Annotated in this window: 9 protein-coding genes and 1 pseudogene; 5 read left to right on the plus strand and 5 right to left on the minus strand. The window is 64.4% G+C overall.

Going from position 1 to position 16,779, the window contains the following annotated elements; all coding sequences use genetic code 11:
• Positions 1 to 44 precede the first annotated feature (44 nt).
• The 3 genes from AC0Z36_RS06880 to AC0Z36_RS06890 are packed head-to-tail and all read right to left on the minus strand — an operon-like array spanning position 45 to position 3,981.
• Positions 45 to 914, minus strand: a complete 870-nt coding sequence (locus tag AC0Z36_RS06880; protein ID WP_485461798.1) for a DUF6339 family protein — start codon at positions 912 to 914, stop codon at positions 45 to 47.
• Between the two features lie 20 nt (positions 915 to 934).
• Positions 935 to 1,912, minus strand: a complete 978-nt coding sequence (locus tag AC0Z36_RS06885) for a hypothetical protein (RefSeq protein WP_485461799.1) — start codon at positions 1,910 to 1,912, stop codon at positions 935 to 937.
• On the minus strand, positions 1,909 to 3,981 hold the full coding sequence (locus AC0Z36_RS06890) for a helix-turn-helix domain-containing protein (protein WP_485461800.1): 2,073 nt from the start codon (positions 3,979 to 3,981) through the stop codon (positions 1,909 to 1,911). Before AC0Z36_RS06890 ends, AC0Z36_RS06885 begins: the two co-directional genes overlap by 4 nt.
• A 982-nt stretch (positions 3,982 to 4,963) precedes the next feature.
• On the opposite strand from AC0Z36_RS06890, the pseudogene AC0Z36_RS06895 reads away from it, so the two are divergent.
• Positions 4,964 to 5,107, plus strand: a pseudogene (locus tag AC0Z36_RS06895) (hypothetical protein); the annotation flags it as partial.
• A 168-nt stretch (positions 5,108 to 5,275) separates the two neighbouring features.
• On the opposite strand, the gene AC0Z36_RS06900 reads toward AC0Z36_RS06895, so the two are convergent.
• Positions 5,276 to 5,401, minus strand: a complete 126-nt coding sequence (locus AC0Z36_RS06900; RefSeq protein WP_485461848.1) for a hypothetical protein — start codon at positions 5,399 to 5,401, stop codon at positions 5,276 to 5,278.
• 573 nt (positions 5,402 to 5,974) lie between these two features.
• Between AC0Z36_RS06900 and AC0Z36_RS06905 the strand changes: the two genes are divergently transcribed.
• The 4 genes from AC0Z36_RS06905 to drmB are packed head-to-tail and all read left to right on the plus strand — an operon-like array spanning position 5,975 to position 16,413.
• A complete protein-coding gene (locus AC0Z36_RS06905; RefSeq protein ID WP_485461844.1) occupies positions 5,975 to 9,499 on the plus strand; it encodes a DEAD/DEAH box helicase in 3,525 nt (1,174 codons plus the stop codon).
• Entirely contained in the window at positions 9,496 to 11,415 is a 1,920-nt protein-coding gene (locus AC0Z36_RS06910; RefSeq protein ID WP_485461801.1) for a UvrD-helicase domain-containing protein, read from the plus strand. Before AC0Z36_RS06905 ends, AC0Z36_RS06910 begins: the two co-directional genes overlap by 4 nt.
• Positions 11,408 to 14,590, plus strand: coding sequence for a helicase-related protein (locus AC0Z36_RS06915; RefSeq protein ID WP_485461802.1), 3,183 nt, complete (start codon positions 11,408 to 11,410; stop codon positions 14,588 to 14,590). Before AC0Z36_RS06910 ends, AC0Z36_RS06915 begins: the two co-directional genes overlap by 8 nt.
• Complete coding sequence (drmB, locus tag AC0Z36_RS06920) at positions 14,587 to 16,413, plus strand: DrmB family protein (protein ID WP_485461803.1); 1,827 nt, start codon at positions 14,587 to 14,589, stop codon at positions 16,411 to 16,413. Before AC0Z36_RS06915 ends, drmB begins: the two co-directional genes overlap by 4 nt.
• Here the strand turns inward: drmB and AC0Z36_RS06925 are convergent.
• Positions 16,397 to 16,768 (minus strand): hypothetical protein, encoded by a 372-nt coding sequence (locus AC0Z36_RS06925; RefSeq protein ID WP_485461804.1) that lies wholly within the window; start codon positions 16,766 to 16,768, stop codon positions 16,397 to 16,399. The two genes, drmB and AC0Z36_RS06925, sit on opposite strands and share 17 nt — an antisense overlap.
• Between the last annotated feature and the right edge of the window lie 11 nt (positions 16,769 to 16,779).

The following is a 16,779-nucleotide window of genomic DNA, read 5'->3' on the forward strand; positions in this document are numbered from 1 at the left end:
GAAATCCCGCGGCCGGCCATGACGATCCGACCGCGGGGTTCGTCCTATCCGGGGTCTACGCTCTCCCCGTTCAACTCACGGCCCCGGATCGGTGCCTCGGCGTACAGTTTCTCGAAGAGCGGCACTAGAACCTCGACCGAACCCACCGGAACGCGACTGTCGTCAGGCCCATCGGGCAAAGCGTCATAGGGGACCAGATCGTCCCCCGCCGCGTCGACCCATTCCTGATAGGCCGCGTCGTCGTACTCCCCGTCAGGTGCGAGGCTCTCGAAGAGGAGCGTGCTCCCGACAACGTTGACGACCTTCGACAGCGCGTTCAGCTCCCGGGTACCCAGGTTCTTCTCCTGCTGGATCCGGACAATCGCCTGAGCCGTCGCCCGGTGGCGTACCACTTCAGTCCTCAGGACAGAGTTGATCGATTCCTGATTCCGTACCGCGGCCCGGACCGGCTTGTAGTCATCACCGTCCCGGAAAAGCTCCGCCGCCCACCACAGTCGGGCGAGGGCGTGTTTGTAGTAGGGACCGCTGAACCGCTCTTGAGGCACCTTGGGTTCCGGCTCCTTGTGCGTCGGAGCGGCCAGCCAACGCCACAACACGTAGTCCGGGGCCAACCGCAACGCCAGGAAGTTCCACAATGCCGGAACAGCTGCCTCGCGCCGGGTCAGGCGGAGGGTCGCGTGGAGACGCGGGGCCAGCCAGGAATCAGAATCCGTGACCTTCCCGTCGGAGAAACGTCGGACGGCCTCGTCGATCAACTGCCGGACGGGTTCAGCGTCCCAACGGGAAGCATCGCCATCCAATCTCGTACACGACTTCTCAAGAGCGACGAGGGCGACCTGCTCTGTGCCGCGCAGTACTCCGTCCGTGAGCAGTCTGCCCACTGTTGCGTCCGGGAGGAGTGCGAGTCGTGCCACAGGTGGGGGGCTTCCGGTGCTCAACGTTCGTCCTCCTGTCCGGCGGCGGCACCGCTGCGGTGCTGCGCGCGGATGAATCCGAGCAGGTTGCGGGGAATCTTCGCCTGTCTGCCGGCGGCGTGGAGGAGCCTCGACTGCAGATCTCCGCCGCCCTCCCCGCTACGCCGTCGGGACACAGCTTCCGCCAGGGCATCGTCCGGCGACAGGTCCGGGAAGACCTCTGGGAGCATCCGCCTGAGCGTCGCGCCGTACCACCCGTCCGGCCATTGGGGTCCGTCGTCCTCGTCGTCCGTCGCGTACAACGCCGCGTTGAACAGGGCGACCCAGACATCACAGGCGAGCTGCGATGCGACCGCATCGCGCGCCGCCCGGTCGGATCCACCGCCGTGGAGAAGTGCTTCCAGGCCCTCGAAACCCCGGTTGAGATAGACCGTCGGTTCGTCTCCGACCGCCTCGACCAACCAGGGATCCCCTTTGAACGGGTTGAGATGCGGGTAGCCGTCCGCGCCGAAGTCGGCCCACCGGGTGGAAATATTCTTCTCACGGGTCGGCTGTGCCGCTTCGAAGTCGACGGTCCATGGAGTGTCGGCCGTCCCGATCGTCCTGCCAGGGATTCCGTCGACGCTTGCGGTGACAGTCGTTTCGACCTCTACGCTCGCGATGTGCTGGGACCGGTGGATCCTGATCCGACCGGTCCAGACCCCCTCGCTCTCCCGGTCGAGTCGGGTCCCGACGCGCACCGCCGTACGCCGTTCCCGGTGGATGACCACACATGCGACGTCGTCCCACGGGCCGGCCTTGAGTTCGCCTTGCGGGAGCCTGACTCTGACGGCGAGTTCCGCCTCCTCCCATTTCCGTTGTTCAACCTGGTGGAGCGCGACCACCTGTGTCTTCGACTTGAAGAGGTCGTAAGCAAGGGGGGTTCCGTCAATCGTGACGCCGACCACGTCCATCGTGATGTCGCCGGCGAGGACCGGGTAAGGGAAGAGCCTCTTCACGATGCGGCTCCCTTCGCGCGGGCGAGATCGATTTCGACGACGGCCATCGCTGTGGCCACGGGATGACTGGTGACGTCGGACAGTCCTCGGAAGGAGGCTGTCCGTGCCCCGGCATCGAACTTGATCTCACCGTCCGACGTGACTTCGCAGTTCGCTTCTGGAGACAGGACCGCCCAATCCGCAACGGGCTTAGTCCCGGACCGGGTGGCGAAACGGAGGACCGGTCTGACGGTCCAGGGGTCCTCCCTGACCGGGAGCCGGACATCCACACGGATGTTCCAGGCACCGTCCGCATCCGGAGCCCCGAACACCCGCTGGACTTCGGGATACCCGACGGTCCGCGGCGGCTTGGGAGCGTCCAACCGGAGTAGGTCCCTGAGCGCCGGCGGACCCTCGTCGTCGACGGCGGGTTCCGAACGGCGGGACAGTTCACGCACTTTGGCGAACATGTCCCTACGGAAGTCATCGATCCGCGTAGCCGCGCCCCTCGCATACGTCGCGGTGAGGTCGTCCGTCTTCTTCCAGGCGTCGTGCTCCGGAGGTTCAGCCGTCCGCAGGAACCGCTCAGCGGTTTCAGCTTCGGCCATCAGTGAGTTCGTCGCTTTTCCTGCCAGGAGCACAGCCTGGAAGGAAATAGCGTTCATGTGAAGGTCCGGTACCTTCCGGTCGATCACAACCATGCGGGTCCCGCGCATGGCGACCAGCCTGTTCCGATCCGGATCGTCGTCAGCGGTCGGTGTCAGAAGCAGTACAGCCTCGTGGTCCGCCGCAGCATCCGCAGGATCAGTAATCATCTTCCGCGCCGGGACCGCGAGGGCAACGGTCGCCCGCAGTACGTCCTCAGGACCAACGATCCCGGCGACGGTCGTTCCGTCGAGGAAGGCTTGGACTGCGCGGGAGCGGGCGGGTTGGAAAGCGTACGGATCAACCCTGACCTCCGGAACACGTACCGCCCCGTCGCGCAGGGCCACAACCGTCGCCGCCAGAGCAGGCCGACGGCCAGTGGCAGCGACCATGGGCGCCCAGAAGCTGTTGGCGAGGCTCTTCACCAGCTTCTCGTGCATCGCCTCCAGCGTGTGCGCATCCCCTGAAGCGTCGTGGGCACCGACGATCAGGAACGACGTACCGGGCGCATCCCCATCACGGGACAGATAAAGATCATCGGCCGTGGCGTCATCGCCCCACCAGGAGCGCGCAACACCGTCCTGGGCCGGGTCGGGTTCGCCGAACCAGGCCGGGCCAGCGAACCCCTTGCCGTCGATTTCGTGCCAGGGCAGGTCGAGCCGGGCGATCATCCGGCGGTCACTGTGGCCTTCGTGCGGCTCGGACAGGGTGCTGTTGACAATGACCATGCCTAGCCGACTGGTGGCCCAGAAGGTGACTTTGCCGAGGCCGTACGAACCACCGGCCGTTTTACTGCTCTTCTGACTGTCGAGTTGACGACGGACGACAGCCGAGAACCGGCCACTGTCATAGTCCGATCCGGTGAGCCCACTCGCGTTGTAGTCATCCACTCGCAGGAGCAGGAGACTTCCGGACTCGTTGAGTTCGCGCAGTCCGTCGGCCAGGACCCGGCCGACCTTCTGGTCCGGGTCGGCGGCTGCTTCGAGATGCGGCTCCAGATCGTTCCAGCGCACCGCCTGTTGGAAGCTGCGCAGCCGTTCGCCGGTGATCTCGTGCAGGGTGTAACGGACTCTGACCGGCTGCGTCGTATCGACCTGCTCGTCGAGACTGTTCTGCGTGGCCTCACGTGCGAGGACGGACAGATCCGCATCGAAGGCGAAGGCCGCCGCGTTCCCCATTTCGCGGCCGCCGTCCTTGTGTGCGGGCCGGTGGTACCACTCGAGTTTCGAAGCGCGCGTGGGGTCTTCCTGCCTGGTCATGACTGCGGCCTGGTCGAGGCCCAGGACCTTGGCGATGGCCTCGATCTTGTCCGGACGCGGGGTGTTGCGTCCGCTGATCCAGGAGGATACGGCGGCCCTCGTCACTTGAATCGCCTCGGCTAGGTCCGCCTGGCTCATGCCGGCTCGTCCCAGTTGTCGGCCCAACCATGGCCCGAAGTCATCCATCCTCGCGCACCGCCTCCGTCGTTTCTTCGAGCATCAACCAGCCAAAGTTAACAGATCCACATCGTAAACTTTCCCTTACCCCGGCTCCACGCTGCCACCTCCAGGCTTGTTCGGTTTCTGTGGCACCACCCACCGAAGAGTCGCCGCGCCAGAATCCTTCCAGGAGAACCAAAAATTCTCCACACGAGGCATTTAAACGTCACCAATAGATGGATTATGCCTTTTTTCGACCTCGCCCACACAAACGGGACAAGAGGTAAGTTCTACAGCAAACCACAGCTCGCCACTTCCCTTGCTATCCAAGAGCAGTAGTGAAATGATTCCAACCCGAAAGCAGACCGGGTTAGGTGAAAACTCGCGCCTGCCGTCGATTAGTTAATCATGTAAATTTTCTGTCCATCCACTCAAAGGATACAGTCATGATCAACCACCGAGGCCGCCGTCCACGGCGATGCCCGAACTGCACCACCAAACGCAAGCCTAGAGCAGACCACAAACCCAGTCAGGGAAAATTCATCGCATCCGAAAATCACCGGACAGCGCAGAACAATAATTCTTTTCAGATTCGCACAAAGCTTCGAAACGCTTCCTGGCGTATTACAACACGGTGCATTGAAACCGGATTTGTCGTGTTTGCAACCTTGGCAACGCAAACCATTGCCACTATATTACTACCTTGAGGGCTCGCTTTCCGTCGCGTCATAGTTCAAATTTACAGCCGGGTGGCGCGGTGAAACACCGCGCCACCCGGAGGCGAGCACACCGAAGCGGATCTATTTTCAATTCGATTGGATTCACCATGCAGTCCGACTCACTGAACGACGTCATCCGCGTGGTCGCGGAGCAATCAGAGCGCGCACTCAGCTCGTATCGCGCCGACCCCGGGCTCATCCAGGAACAAGCAAACGGAGAACGCCGGATCACCCAGGGCGGTTACGGGGAGCGACAGCTCTTCGAGCTGGTCCAGAACGGTGCGGATGAGATGCGTGATCAGGGTGCCGGCGGCCTGATCCACGTCATCCTGACCGAAAACCACCTCTACTGCGCGAATCAGGGGAAGCCGGTCAGCCCCGAAGGGGCGGAAACCATCCTCCGGATGGGCGTCAGCAAAAAACGCGGCGGCCAGATCGGCCGCTTCGGTGTCGGCGTGAAATCCATCCTCTCCGTCACCGATGCTCCGGAGTTCTTCAGCAGCACCGGAGCCTTCGGTTTCGACCGGGACTGGTCGGCCAGACTGATCCGCGAAGTCCACCCGACTGCCGGCGAGACGCCCGTCCTCCGGATGGCCCGGCCGCTAGACATGGCTGCGGAGCAGCGCGGCGACATCACGCTCCTCGAACTCCTGAAGACTGCCACCACTGTGGTCAGGTTGCCATTGTTGCCCGGGGCCGCCGCCCGACTTGCCCGGGACATCGCGCACTTCCCCGCCGCTTTCCCGCTCTTCTCACCGCACGTGGGCCGGTTGGTCTTGGAGGACCGACGGAAAACTCCCGGTAACCGACGTGAACTGACCGTCGAAACCCAGGACCGGAAGAGCGTTCTGAGTGAAACCGGCACCGGAAAGCACCGATCCACCTCCGGATGGACCGTTTTCACGCATGCGCACTCACCCACGCCGAGTGCCCGTGAAACTGCCGGAGAGTTGCACGAACGCGTCACGATCGACATCTCTTGGGCGGTTCCCGATTACACTGTAAATGAGAAGGACCTTTACATCGCCACTCCCGGTCGTGGCGCATTCTGGGCTTTCTTCCCGACTACCTATCCCACAACGCTCAGTGGTTTCCTCAACGCCGCATGGAAGACAAACGAAGACCGCCAGAACCTTCTCAACGGCAGTCCCCTGAACCAGGAACTCCTGACCGAAGCCGCAGCTCTCGTAGTCCGTTCGCTCCCGAGCCTCTCCCCCCCAGCTGATCCTGCCGCTTACCTGATTCTTCTGCCTGGTCGAGACCGTGAGTCCGAATCCCCCAACTGGGCTGACAGACACCTGTTGCAGCAGATCTGGCGTTTCACGGCGTTGGAACCGTCACTTCCAGACCAGGACGGTGTCCTGCGGAAGCCGTCCACGGTACGTGTCCACCCGGCGGAACTACCTGTCGACCTGGTCTCCTGGTGGGTCCACTACGAGGGCCGTCCCCGGAACTGGATCCACCACTCGGTCGATGCGACCCGGGATCGCCGCGGCAAGGTCGGCCACATCATGGAGGCCGCGTCGCAGACTCCGGCCTCCCTCCAGGAATGGTTGGAGGCCCTGGTCGACGATCGGACCCCGGCTGCCTCCCGCGCGGCCCTGTCGATCGCGGCAGAGCTCGTCCGACGTGACCGGAGCATCGGCGGTAAGGATCTTCGGGAGCTCGCCGACGCCGCCCGGAAGTCCCGGATCCTCCTCACCGAGGACGGCCGGTTCGTCGCACCGGAAGCGGGAAAAGTGTTCCGTCGCACCACCGAGGACGGGCTTCGGGACACGTACATCTATGTCGCACACGAAGTATCCGACAACGCTTCCACCGCACATGACCTGGAAACGTTGAACATCCACGAGGCCGACGCGGCCGGCCGGTTCTCCGCAGTGGTCGAGCAGGGCTTCGACGGCTACGGCCCCGATTCCTGGGCCCGCTTCTGGGAGCTGCTCCGCTCCAGCGGCACCACCGGCGTCGTAAAACTCAAGCAGAACGTCCTGTGCCCTCTGGAAACGCTTTACGTCAGAACTATCGACGGCCAGTTCTCGGTGATGCAGGACTGCCTGCTTCCGGGCCCGGTGGTCCCGTCGGACGGGTCGCGTGACACATCGATTGCCGTCGACGCGCGTTTCCACACTGACGATCTGCGTGCCCTACGCGAACTGGGTCTGTCCGACCGCCCCGCAGTCAGCCGGAACCCTCGGAACGAGGCATGGTTCGCCGACTACCAGAAATGGGTCCTGGACTCCTATAACGAGAAGCTCTCCGGAAAGGACAAGCCAGCAACACCCTCCCAGATCCGGTTGGAAGGAGCCGACCCGGCCGGTCCCTTGTCCTTCCTACCGCGACTCTCCCCGGAAGGGCGAGCTGCGTTCCTCACAGCCCTCCCGGACATGGGCATGCTCCGAACCTGGATCCGACAGGTCGGCGCGAAGTCAGCCCCCCGGTACCCGGTCATGTCTCCGATCCGTTGGATGTTGCTCACCCACGGCCAGGCCGAATCGTCGATGGGTCTCCTGCCACTGAGTCAGACCGTCGGCGCACAACTTTCGAACTACTCGGATCTCCTCCCCGTAGCAAAGATCAGCGTGGAGAAGTCAGTCCAGCTGGAACTTCCGGCGACTCTCGATACTGTGCCCGGGCAGCGTTGGTCCGAACTGCTCGGCCGGGTCATGATGAGCACCGACGCAAAATTCGTCGGGCTCTCCTACGCAGTCCTCCTGAAGGTCGGGTTCGGAGACTTCCCCGAAGGTGGTGGTACCCGCTGCCAGGTCGGCGCGGAGTGGTCCGAACGCCCTGACGGTGAAATCGCTGTCACAGCGGTACGTTCCGAGTACGACCAGCTTGTCCAGGAGAGTCTCCCCGCCCTGCTTGCGCCTTCTCCGGAGGATGCGGAGGCGATGTCCACTGAGTGGGGGATGCTGAAGTTCAGTGACGCCCTCGTACACGATCTGCGATCGGTTCCTGACGGTCCCGCCATCCCGGTTCTGGAACGCTTCCCCGCTCTCCGCATGCGTTTCGGGAAGGAGATCGAGGGTCTGTGGATCCAGCGCTGCTCCGAACTTGAGGAGATCGTGCGCAGCGCGAACGGTTCCAAGAACACCACGGTCAAGCAGGCCGTCCGGGACCGGACCGTGCTCGTTCTGAATCCTGAAGACGACATGGCCGAACTTGCCGCCGCAGACGTCGGATTCCATTGGCGGATGGGCGCCAAAAACCGTGAGGCCCTGATCTCCGCCTATCAGCGGCAGCAGGAGGGCAAGGAGATCCAGGGTCGGATCAAGGCTGTCCGCGATGCAGAAAGCATCATTGACAAACTGCTGCTCCTGGTCAGTGCCGAGAATCTGCGTCCCCGTCTGCCTGAAGGCTTGATCGAGAGTGAGATCGCCGAGACCGGACAGGACCCTGCCGGGCGGCGTATCGCTGAACTGGCCTACGGTGCACACGGTGACGCCGTACTCCGGGAGTATGTGAAGGAGATCCCAGACCTCCCGAACAAACCCACCACGTTCAACGGCTCGACTACAGCCTCCCGTTTCGTCTCCGAGTTGGGCTTCCCGGAATCCTTCGCCGGCACACAGGCGGACAGACTCGAACCCCGGTTGAGCATCCGCGGCCCCCGTGAGTTCCCCTCGCTGCACGGCTACCAGGAGCGCATCGTCGCCAACCTCCTGTCCTTGTTGTCAGCACCCACCCCACAGCGTGGCATGCTGAGCCTGCCGACCGGTGCCGGAAAGACCCGGGTGGCGAGTGAGGCGGTGATCCGGTGGATCCGCCAGACCAGGAACGGATTGTCCGGGCCAGTCCTGTGGATCGCCCAGTCCGAGGAACTGTGCGAACAGGCAGTGCAGAGTTGGGCCTTCGTCTGGGAGAAGGTCGGTGCCGAGCAGCCTCTGACGATCAGTCGGTTGTGGGCGGGCAATGATGCCACCGCTGTCAGTGGCCGTCCGCACCTGGTCGTCGCCACCGATGCGAAGTTGACCGTCTGTCTGGACAAGCCCGAGTACGCCTGGCTCCGTGATTCCGCCCTGGTTATCGTCGACGAAGCCCATACGGCGATCTCCTCCCGCTACACGGACATCCTGAAATCCCTTGACCTCACCTTCTCCCAGACCGGTCGGCCACTGGTCGGACTGACCGCAACCCCCTACCGGGGGACCAACGAGGAGGAGACCAAGCGACTCGTCATGCGTTTCGGTAGTCGCCGGATCGACGACGGGGTCTTCACCGACGACCCGTACCACGAACTCCAGGATCTGGGGATGTTGGCAAAAGTCGAGCACCGGGAACTGGCCGGTGGAACGATCCGGTTGAACTCCGGCGAGCAGGAGTCCGCTGAGCGTTTCGGGATTCTTCCCAAGGCCGCCGAGCAGCGCCTCGCCGACGACCACGACCGCAACAAGCGACTTGTCGATGAGATCGAAGGACTCCCCCGCGACTGGCCGGTACTCCTTTTCGCGACGTCAGTGGCCCACGCCAAGTTCATGGCGGCGAAACTCAGCGACCGGGGTCTCAAAGCCGCAGCGATCGACTCCGCGACTCCGACCCAGCAACGCCGCGAACGGATCGACGCCTTCCGCAAGGGCGCGATCCAGGTTCTGACGAACTACGGAGTCCTCACCCAGGGGTTCGACGCCCCCGCCACCCGCGCGGTGGTCGTCGCGAGGCCTACGTACAGCCCGAACGTCTACCTCCAGATGATCGGTCGCGGCCTGCGTGGTCCGAAGAACGGCGGCAAGGAGACCTGCCTGATCCTCAATGTGCGCGACAACATCGAAAACTACGGCGACGGCCTGGCGTTCACCCGCTTCGAGCACCTGTGGAACACGCTGTGAGCGATGTCTACTCCGGTTCACCCGATCTCACAGCTGAACAGCGGACCGTCGTCGACCTTCCTTGGAACGCTCATGCCCTGGTCACCGCTGGGGCCGGTTCCGGGAAGACCCACACCCTCGTGCGCCGGCTCGACACCTTGATCGGACAGGAGGAGCTGGAGGCCCACGAGATCCTGGTACTCAGCTTCTCGCGGGCTGCCGTACGCGAATTGCGTGAACGCATCGACCGTCATGCGGAGTCGGCCCGTCGGGTGCGCGTCCAGACCTTCGATTCCTGGGCGGCCTCGGTGCTCCGGGCTATCGCCCCGGACAGGGACTGGTCCGGCATCTCCTTCGAAGGACGTATCGAAGCGGCCACCGAAGCGATCGCCCGGCGGCTCCTCGACGAGGAGTACGCGGATGATCTCGCCCATGTGGTCATCGACGAGGTCCAGGACCTCGTGGGGGTGCGCCGGGAGATGGTCGAGACCCTGCTGGACACCTACCGTTCTGCCGGATTCACGGTGGTCGGCGACCTGGCCCAATCCATTTACGGGTTCCAGGTCACCGATGCACAGCAACGTGCCGCCGAGACCGGGTGGTTCTTCGACTGGTTGCGTTCCAGCTTCGACGGGAACCTGACCGAGCTCCACCTCACGGGCAACTTCCGCGCCCGCACGGAGGAAGCACGAACCGCTCTTCCGTTCGGTTCCGCCCTGCAAAGGCTTCCACAGGCTGCGGAGGTCGCCGCACGGGAGGCTACGGTGATCCACCGGGAGCTCCGTTCGCTCCTCGCGACAGTTCCGAAATTTCCGGATATCGCAGATCCGTTCACGGTCGATTCGCTCCGTGACTATCCGGGGACGACCGCCGTCCTCACAAAGAACAACGGAGAAGCCCTTCTCCTCTCCGAGCAGATGGCCGGAGCCGGAATCCCCCACCAGATGCGCCGCTCCACGCAGGACCGGTCCGTCCCTTCGTGGGTAGCCGCTCTGTTCGCACCCGACAACCCCTCCCTCCTCACTTTTGACCGTTTCGAAGAGATCACGGCGAGTCTGCCCGCCAATGTCGGTGTCACCTCGGAGACCGCGTGGAAAGCGCTGCTCCGTACCGCTCGGCATCCGAACTCCAACACCGTCGATCTGGCGAAACTGGGCAGTGCGATCTCCCAGGGGCGGGTGTCCGACGAGTTGACCGCCCAGCCTCCGGCGCAACTCGTGGTGTCCACTGTGCACCGGGCGAAGGGGCTGGAGTTCGACCGGGTCCTGGTGGTCGTGCCCGAAGCCTTGAATCCGCCGAAAGTAGGCGGCAGAGTCGCCGAATCCTACGACCCGCCGGCTGAGGCCCGGTTGCTCTATGTCGCGATGACCCGTCCCCGGGACGGTCTCTTCACTCTGGCTCCGCCCACCGGGGTCTGGCAGATGCGCAAGTCCGACAAACGGACTGACCGTTGGTACGTGGGTGGCAGGGAGAAGTGGCGACGCTACGGGATCGAATTCGGCAGCCGTGACGTCCACACGGATGAACCGGCCGGCACGGAAGGATTCCACGCTGATCCCGTGGAGCTCCAGGGATACCTGCGGGACAAGGTCTCCCCGGGGGACTCACTGACTCTCCGTCGGATACACGACCTCCCTGGTGGGGAGCAGCAGAGTCCCCCTTACGAAGTACTGCACAACGGCCGACCCGTCGCTGTCGTCGCCGAACGGTTACGCCACGATCTGTACCGCCTCCTGAAGATCAGCGGGACGTGGGATATCCGGTGGCCCGACCTGATTTCGGGAGTCAGGGTCGAAGCTGTGGAAACCGTACGGGGCAGTGAAGCCGCAGGAAGCCGTGCCGGTCTCGGTGACCGGGGGGTGTGGCTCGTACCCCGACTCTGCGGACTGGGCCGGTTCCGCAAGGACGATGACCAGCAGGGGGACTCCGATGAGTGAATCCGAGCACGCAGCCCACTACGCACTGCGCGAACGAATAGTCGAAGGCCTGTGGCGGGACCTGCTCGGTCCCGCAAGTAGCGATGAGGAACTCATCGACGACGCGCCCGTCACCGCGTACCCGATCGGTGTCCTGTTCCCGAAGAGGAGCGATCCCGCCCCGGAGGCCGAGCACGGTGCCGAGGTCGACGGACAGGACGCGACGCCTGTCATCCGCAACAGTGACACCCCCGACAGCGGGGTCTCCCTGGCCAATGAGCGGAGGCCCGCATCGATAGGGATCACTTTCGCAGCCGATCCCGCCGTCTCCAGCACAATTTTCGTGACGACCGAAGCCGCCGCATACGATCCACAGGACCGTGAAGGTAAGCCGGTCAAGGCGCAGCGCGCAGAAGCACGCAGCACGGACGACCAGCGTGAGCAGTGGAAGCGGCGACCGCTGGACCTCCCGACCGTCCCTGTGGACGTCACCCGTCCGGGCAGCTTGAAGCACGAACTCGTCGAAGGCCTTGAACTCCGAACCCTGGTGCGCAATCCGACCGGACCGTACGGGACGGTCACAGTCACCGTTTCATTGGTCAACACCCATAACACCGGCGTCTACGACCTTCAGGACGCGTACTGCTTCTTCCAACCCCGGTTGACCGTCTCAGCTCCGGAGGGCGGCAGCCCACTCGTCGAGCGTCCAGCGCTCAGCGGATCCGTCGATGACGAGCAGGCTTTGAGTCGGCTGCTGTACCGGCACGCACCGTCGTTCGCCACCGGGCACGGCTGTGCCGCCGACTGGTCCTGGAATCCTCCCGCCCCGGGTGAGCGTCCCGCCGACCGGGCCGCGGTGGGATCGGTGCGGACTGCTTTCGTGCCAACCTACGAGGTTCTGCTGACCGACTCGAATCCGGAGATCGACGACCGGGCCCTGACGATGTCGGGCCTGGCCCAGGGTGGGCCGGGAGAGACGGTCGCCGCCCTGAACGGCCTACTCGACGGGTATGAGGCATGGATCGGGGAACGGGTCCGGGAGATCGACCGGTTGACCGGTACCGAGTTCATCGACAGTGCCCGGCATCAACTCGGACTGTGTACCGGGACGTTGAAGCGAATGCGCTCCGGCACCCGCCTCCTCCAGGACGACGCCGATGTGATGGAGGCGTTCCGACTCGCGAACCTGGCGATGGCGCATCAGCGCGGACGTACAAGCTGGATCAAGGCGGGTAGGTCGGGTGAGCCTGTCCTCGACGGGCGGTGGCGTCCGTTCCAGGTGGCATTCATGCTGTTGTGTCTGGACGGGATCGCCGATCGAGGACACGAGGACCGCGGGACTGTGGACCTCCTGTGGTTCCCGACCGGTGGTGGAAAGACTGAGGCCTACCTCGGACTGATCGCCTTCACCGCCTTTCTCCGGCGTTTCCGACACGGCCTCAACGGCGGTGGGGTGACAGTACTGATGCGCTACACCCTCCGTCTCCTCACCCTCCAACAGTTCGAACGCGCAGCGGCGTTGATCTGCGCCATGGAGGAGCAACGCCGGGCACAGCCGGACCGACTCGGCACCGAACCGATCTCCATCGGTATGTGGGTGGGTGCTTCGGCCACACCAAACCACCTTGAGGATGCGCGGGAAAGCCTGAAGGCCATCGCCAAGGGCACGGCACTTCAAGAGAAGAACCCGGTCCAACTCCGGGCCTGCCCCTGGTGTGGAACAGCCATGGACGTACACGCCTACTCCGTCGACCTGGCGCTGAAGCGCCTCATCGTCCGCTGTCCCGCCGTTGACTGCGCCTTCCACAGCGGACTGCCGGTCCACCTCGTCGACGAGGCCGTGTACGACGCCCGGCCGACGTTGGTGATCGCCACTGTCGACAAGTTCGCCTCCCTCCCCTGGCGTGAGGCCACCGCGTCCTTGTTCAACCGGCATCGGGGCAGTACAACCCCGCCGCCGGAGCTGATCGTCCAGGACGAACTACACCTGATCTCTGGGCCGTTGGGCACACTCACCGGGCTGTACGAGACGGCTGTCGACATCGCTGCCGACCGCCCCAAGGTGATCGCTTCCACAGCGACGATCCGCCGTGCCGGTCATCAGGGGCACGCGTTGTTCAACCGTAGGGTCAGCCAGTTCCCGCCAGCCGGACTGGACGCACGCGATTCATGGTTCGCCGTCGAGACGCCGAAGGAGCGGAAGGCCACCCGGCGATACGTCGGCCTGCTGACCCCGAACACGAGCCAGGCGACCCTGCTCGTCCGGGCCTACGCCTCCCTGCTGCACCAGGCTGAGAACTGCGGGGCTGACGCAGAGACGCGGGACGCCTACTGGACCCTGGTGGGTTACTTCAACAGCCTGCGTCTGTTGGCCGCCGCCGAACTCCAGGTCTACGACGACGTCCAGGACCGACTTGAGTTCCTGGCAGGACGGGACGGGTCAACACTCCGTAAGGTCGTGCAGCTCACTGAGCTGACAAGTAGGGCCGACGCCACCGAGGTCCCCCGTCGGCTGAAGGACCTGGAACGGGCACTCCCCGATCCGGACACCGTGGATGTCCTCCTCGCGACCAACATGATCTCTGTCGGAGTCGATGTGGACCGGCTCGGTCTGATGGCCGTCATGGGGCAGCCGCAGACCACGGCTGAGTACATCCAGGCGACCAGCAGAGTAGGACGTCAGCACCCCGGCCTCGTCGTGACACTCCTCAACGCGGCGCGCTCCCGGGACCGTTCGCACTACGAGGAGTTCCAGACGTTCCACTCCGCGTTGTACCGCGAAGTGGAGTCGAGCAGTGTGACCCCGTTCTCCGCACGGTCCCGTGACCGTGGGCTGCACGCCGTGTTCATCGCCCTCGCCCGGCTCCTGATCCCGACGGCGCGGTCGAACGAGGCTGCGGCCCGGATCGGTGACTACGACGAGAAGCTGCTCGGAGTCCGCGAGCTGATCCTGGAGCGGGTCCGGGACGTCGACCCCGCCGAATTCGAGACCACCGCCGCCGCACTCGACGGGATCATCGACTGGTGGCACGTCCGCGCCGAGTCGGCTGACCTCGTCTACGAGGCGAAGCGCAACAGTGGCGAGTCCGCTCTGCTCACTGCCTTCGACCACGACGACCCGGACGGGTGGCCCACGCTGTGGAGCCTGCGGGACGTCGATGCCGAGTCGGGCCTGTTCGAGGAGAAGAACCGATGAGTCCCGCCCCCGGCCGTCCCAGCCGCTTCGCGGGTGGCCCCACAGAGCGTGCCCGCCGGCGACTGGGCGCGGTACGTCGCGCACAGATGATCACCACGTACGGCGTAGGGGCCATGGTGGCGGTCGACAACGAATCGTTCATCGTCTGCGGTATCGACAGTTGGAAGATCGACGACGCGCCGGTGGTCCATGAACCGCAACTGGCACGCATCCTCGGTGTTGATTCCTTCGTCCTCCCGCCCGCACCCGCTCCAGACCAGTCAGGGGCCGACGGTGTCCGGGCACGGCGCTTCCCCGAAACGTACTCGTGCCCCGAATGCTCGTCGCTGGGCAGGTTCCGCACCTTCAATCCCCCACGGGGCAAGGCTGAATGCGGCGAATGCACAGGACGGAAGTTGACTCCGTCGCGTTTTGTCGTCGCCTGCGAAGACGGACATCTCGACGAATTCCCCTACTGGTCCTGGGTCCACCGCGGGACCGAACAGACCGGCGCGTCAGGTCCACACAACCTCTCACTGACGACAACAGGGACCACGGCCTCCCTGCGATCCATACAGATCACGTGCTCCTGTGGGAAGAGCGCTTCGCTCGAAGGCGCCTTCCGTCGTAAGGCGCTGACCGACCTGGGAATCAGGTGTGCGGGACTGAGCCCCTGGATCACCTGCGATTCCGCGGTTCCGTGTACACGGGCGCCCCGCACCCTGCAGCGGGGTTCCTCAGCCGCCTGGCATCCCGTCGTCGCCTCGGCTCTGTCCATTCCGCCGTGGTCGCAAGGGCTCTACAAACTCGTACGCCGTGACCTGGCCAAGTTGAAGGGCCAGGAAGAAGCGGACATCAAGGCCTACGTCAGAGTCCAAGGGTGGCTGGAGAAGTATCCCCAATACACTCCGGACGACATAGTCGGGATCATCAGAGACCAGACCGACCCGGCAGACTCCGCCGATCCCGGTTTCCCACAGACCCTGACCGACCTGCGCCAGGAGGAGTTCCTCCAGCTCACGTCCCAGACTCCGGAGACCGAGCACGGACAGGACTTCGTCTGCGTCGCGCCCGAAGGCGGTACCACCGTGCTCGACGGGCTGGGCGTCGCCCAGACCATGCTGGTGAAAAAACTCCGCGAAGTCCGCGCCTTGAAGTCCTTCACCCGTATCGATCCGCCGAGTGAGGGTGACTCCACCCGACACGCCCGTCTCTCGAAAGAGAAGACCAACTGGCTCCCGGCCTATGAGGTGATCGGCGAAGGCGTGATGGTTCGTCTTTCCGATGAACGGCTACGTGCGTGGGAGGTCATCCCTGAAATCCAGGAGCGGGCTGAACGGATCCGGCAGAACCACCTGAAGCTCATCCGGGAAAAGGCGACGGACCTCAAGAAGCCTCTTCCCGGCTCCCCCGTCTCACCCCGCTACGTGCTTCTGCACACCCTCGCCCACGCGCTGGTCAACGAGTGGAGTCTGGACGCCGGGTACCCGGCAGCAGCCTTGTGCGAGCGGCTGTACGTCGGCGAGGAGATGGCCGGGGTCCTGATCTACACCGCGACCAGTGACTCCGCCGGCAGTCTCGGCGGTGTCGTCGCCCAAGGGGAGCCGGACAGACTCGCCCGGTCACTCGCCTCCGCCCTCCGGCGGATCTCCTGGTGCTCCTGCGATCCCCTGTGCATGGAGTCTGAGGCCAATGGTGCCGACAGTCTCAACCTCGCGGCCTGCCACGCCTGCGCGCTGCTCCCCGAGACCAGTTGCGAAACAAACAACACCTTCCTCGACAGGGCCATGCTGATCGGCACCCCGGACGGAACAGTGGAAGGCTTCTTCAGCGGTCAGCTCTGAACCTGTGGTCGGTGCCGGGCCGGTACCCGCCCGGCACCGACAGAGCACCGCGTCGGCCCGTCGCGAACCCGTCCGCTACCGGGCCCCCGACCTGCTCCGCATCGCCCGCGATCCGGCGGGCGGCCTGCCAGTGCTCGGGTTCACTGATGGCGCTGAAGAGCGGGGCCCGACGACGATCACGCTCGGCCAGCGACAGTGGGACCGAACCCCGGATTCCGGCGTCCACCCGTTTGACGCCGGTCTGTTGTGCGGCGATCAACACCCAGTCCCCCACCTGGTGGTGCTCGCCGAGTTCCTTCAGGTAGTCCAGGTGCGGGATGAACCGCCCTGTATCAATCCACCGCAGACCTTCCAATACCCGTACGA

Source organism: Kitasatospora sp. UYEF31, from assembly GCF_057291755.1.

Excerpts from the sequence above, each read along its gene's own strand:
- AC0Z36_RS06890 (WP_485461800.1), bottom strand. The coding sequence starts at position 3,981 with ATGGATGACTTCGGGCCATGGTTGGGCCGACAACTGGGACGAGCCGGC.
- drmB (WP_485461803.1), top strand. The coding sequence starts at position 14,587 with ATGAGTCCCGCCCCCGGCCGTCCCAGCCGCTTCGCGGGTGGCCCCACA.
- AC0Z36_RS06915 (WP_485461802.1), top strand. The coding sequence starts at position 11,408 with ATGAGTGAATCCGAGCACGCAGCCCACTACGCACTGCGCGAACGAATA.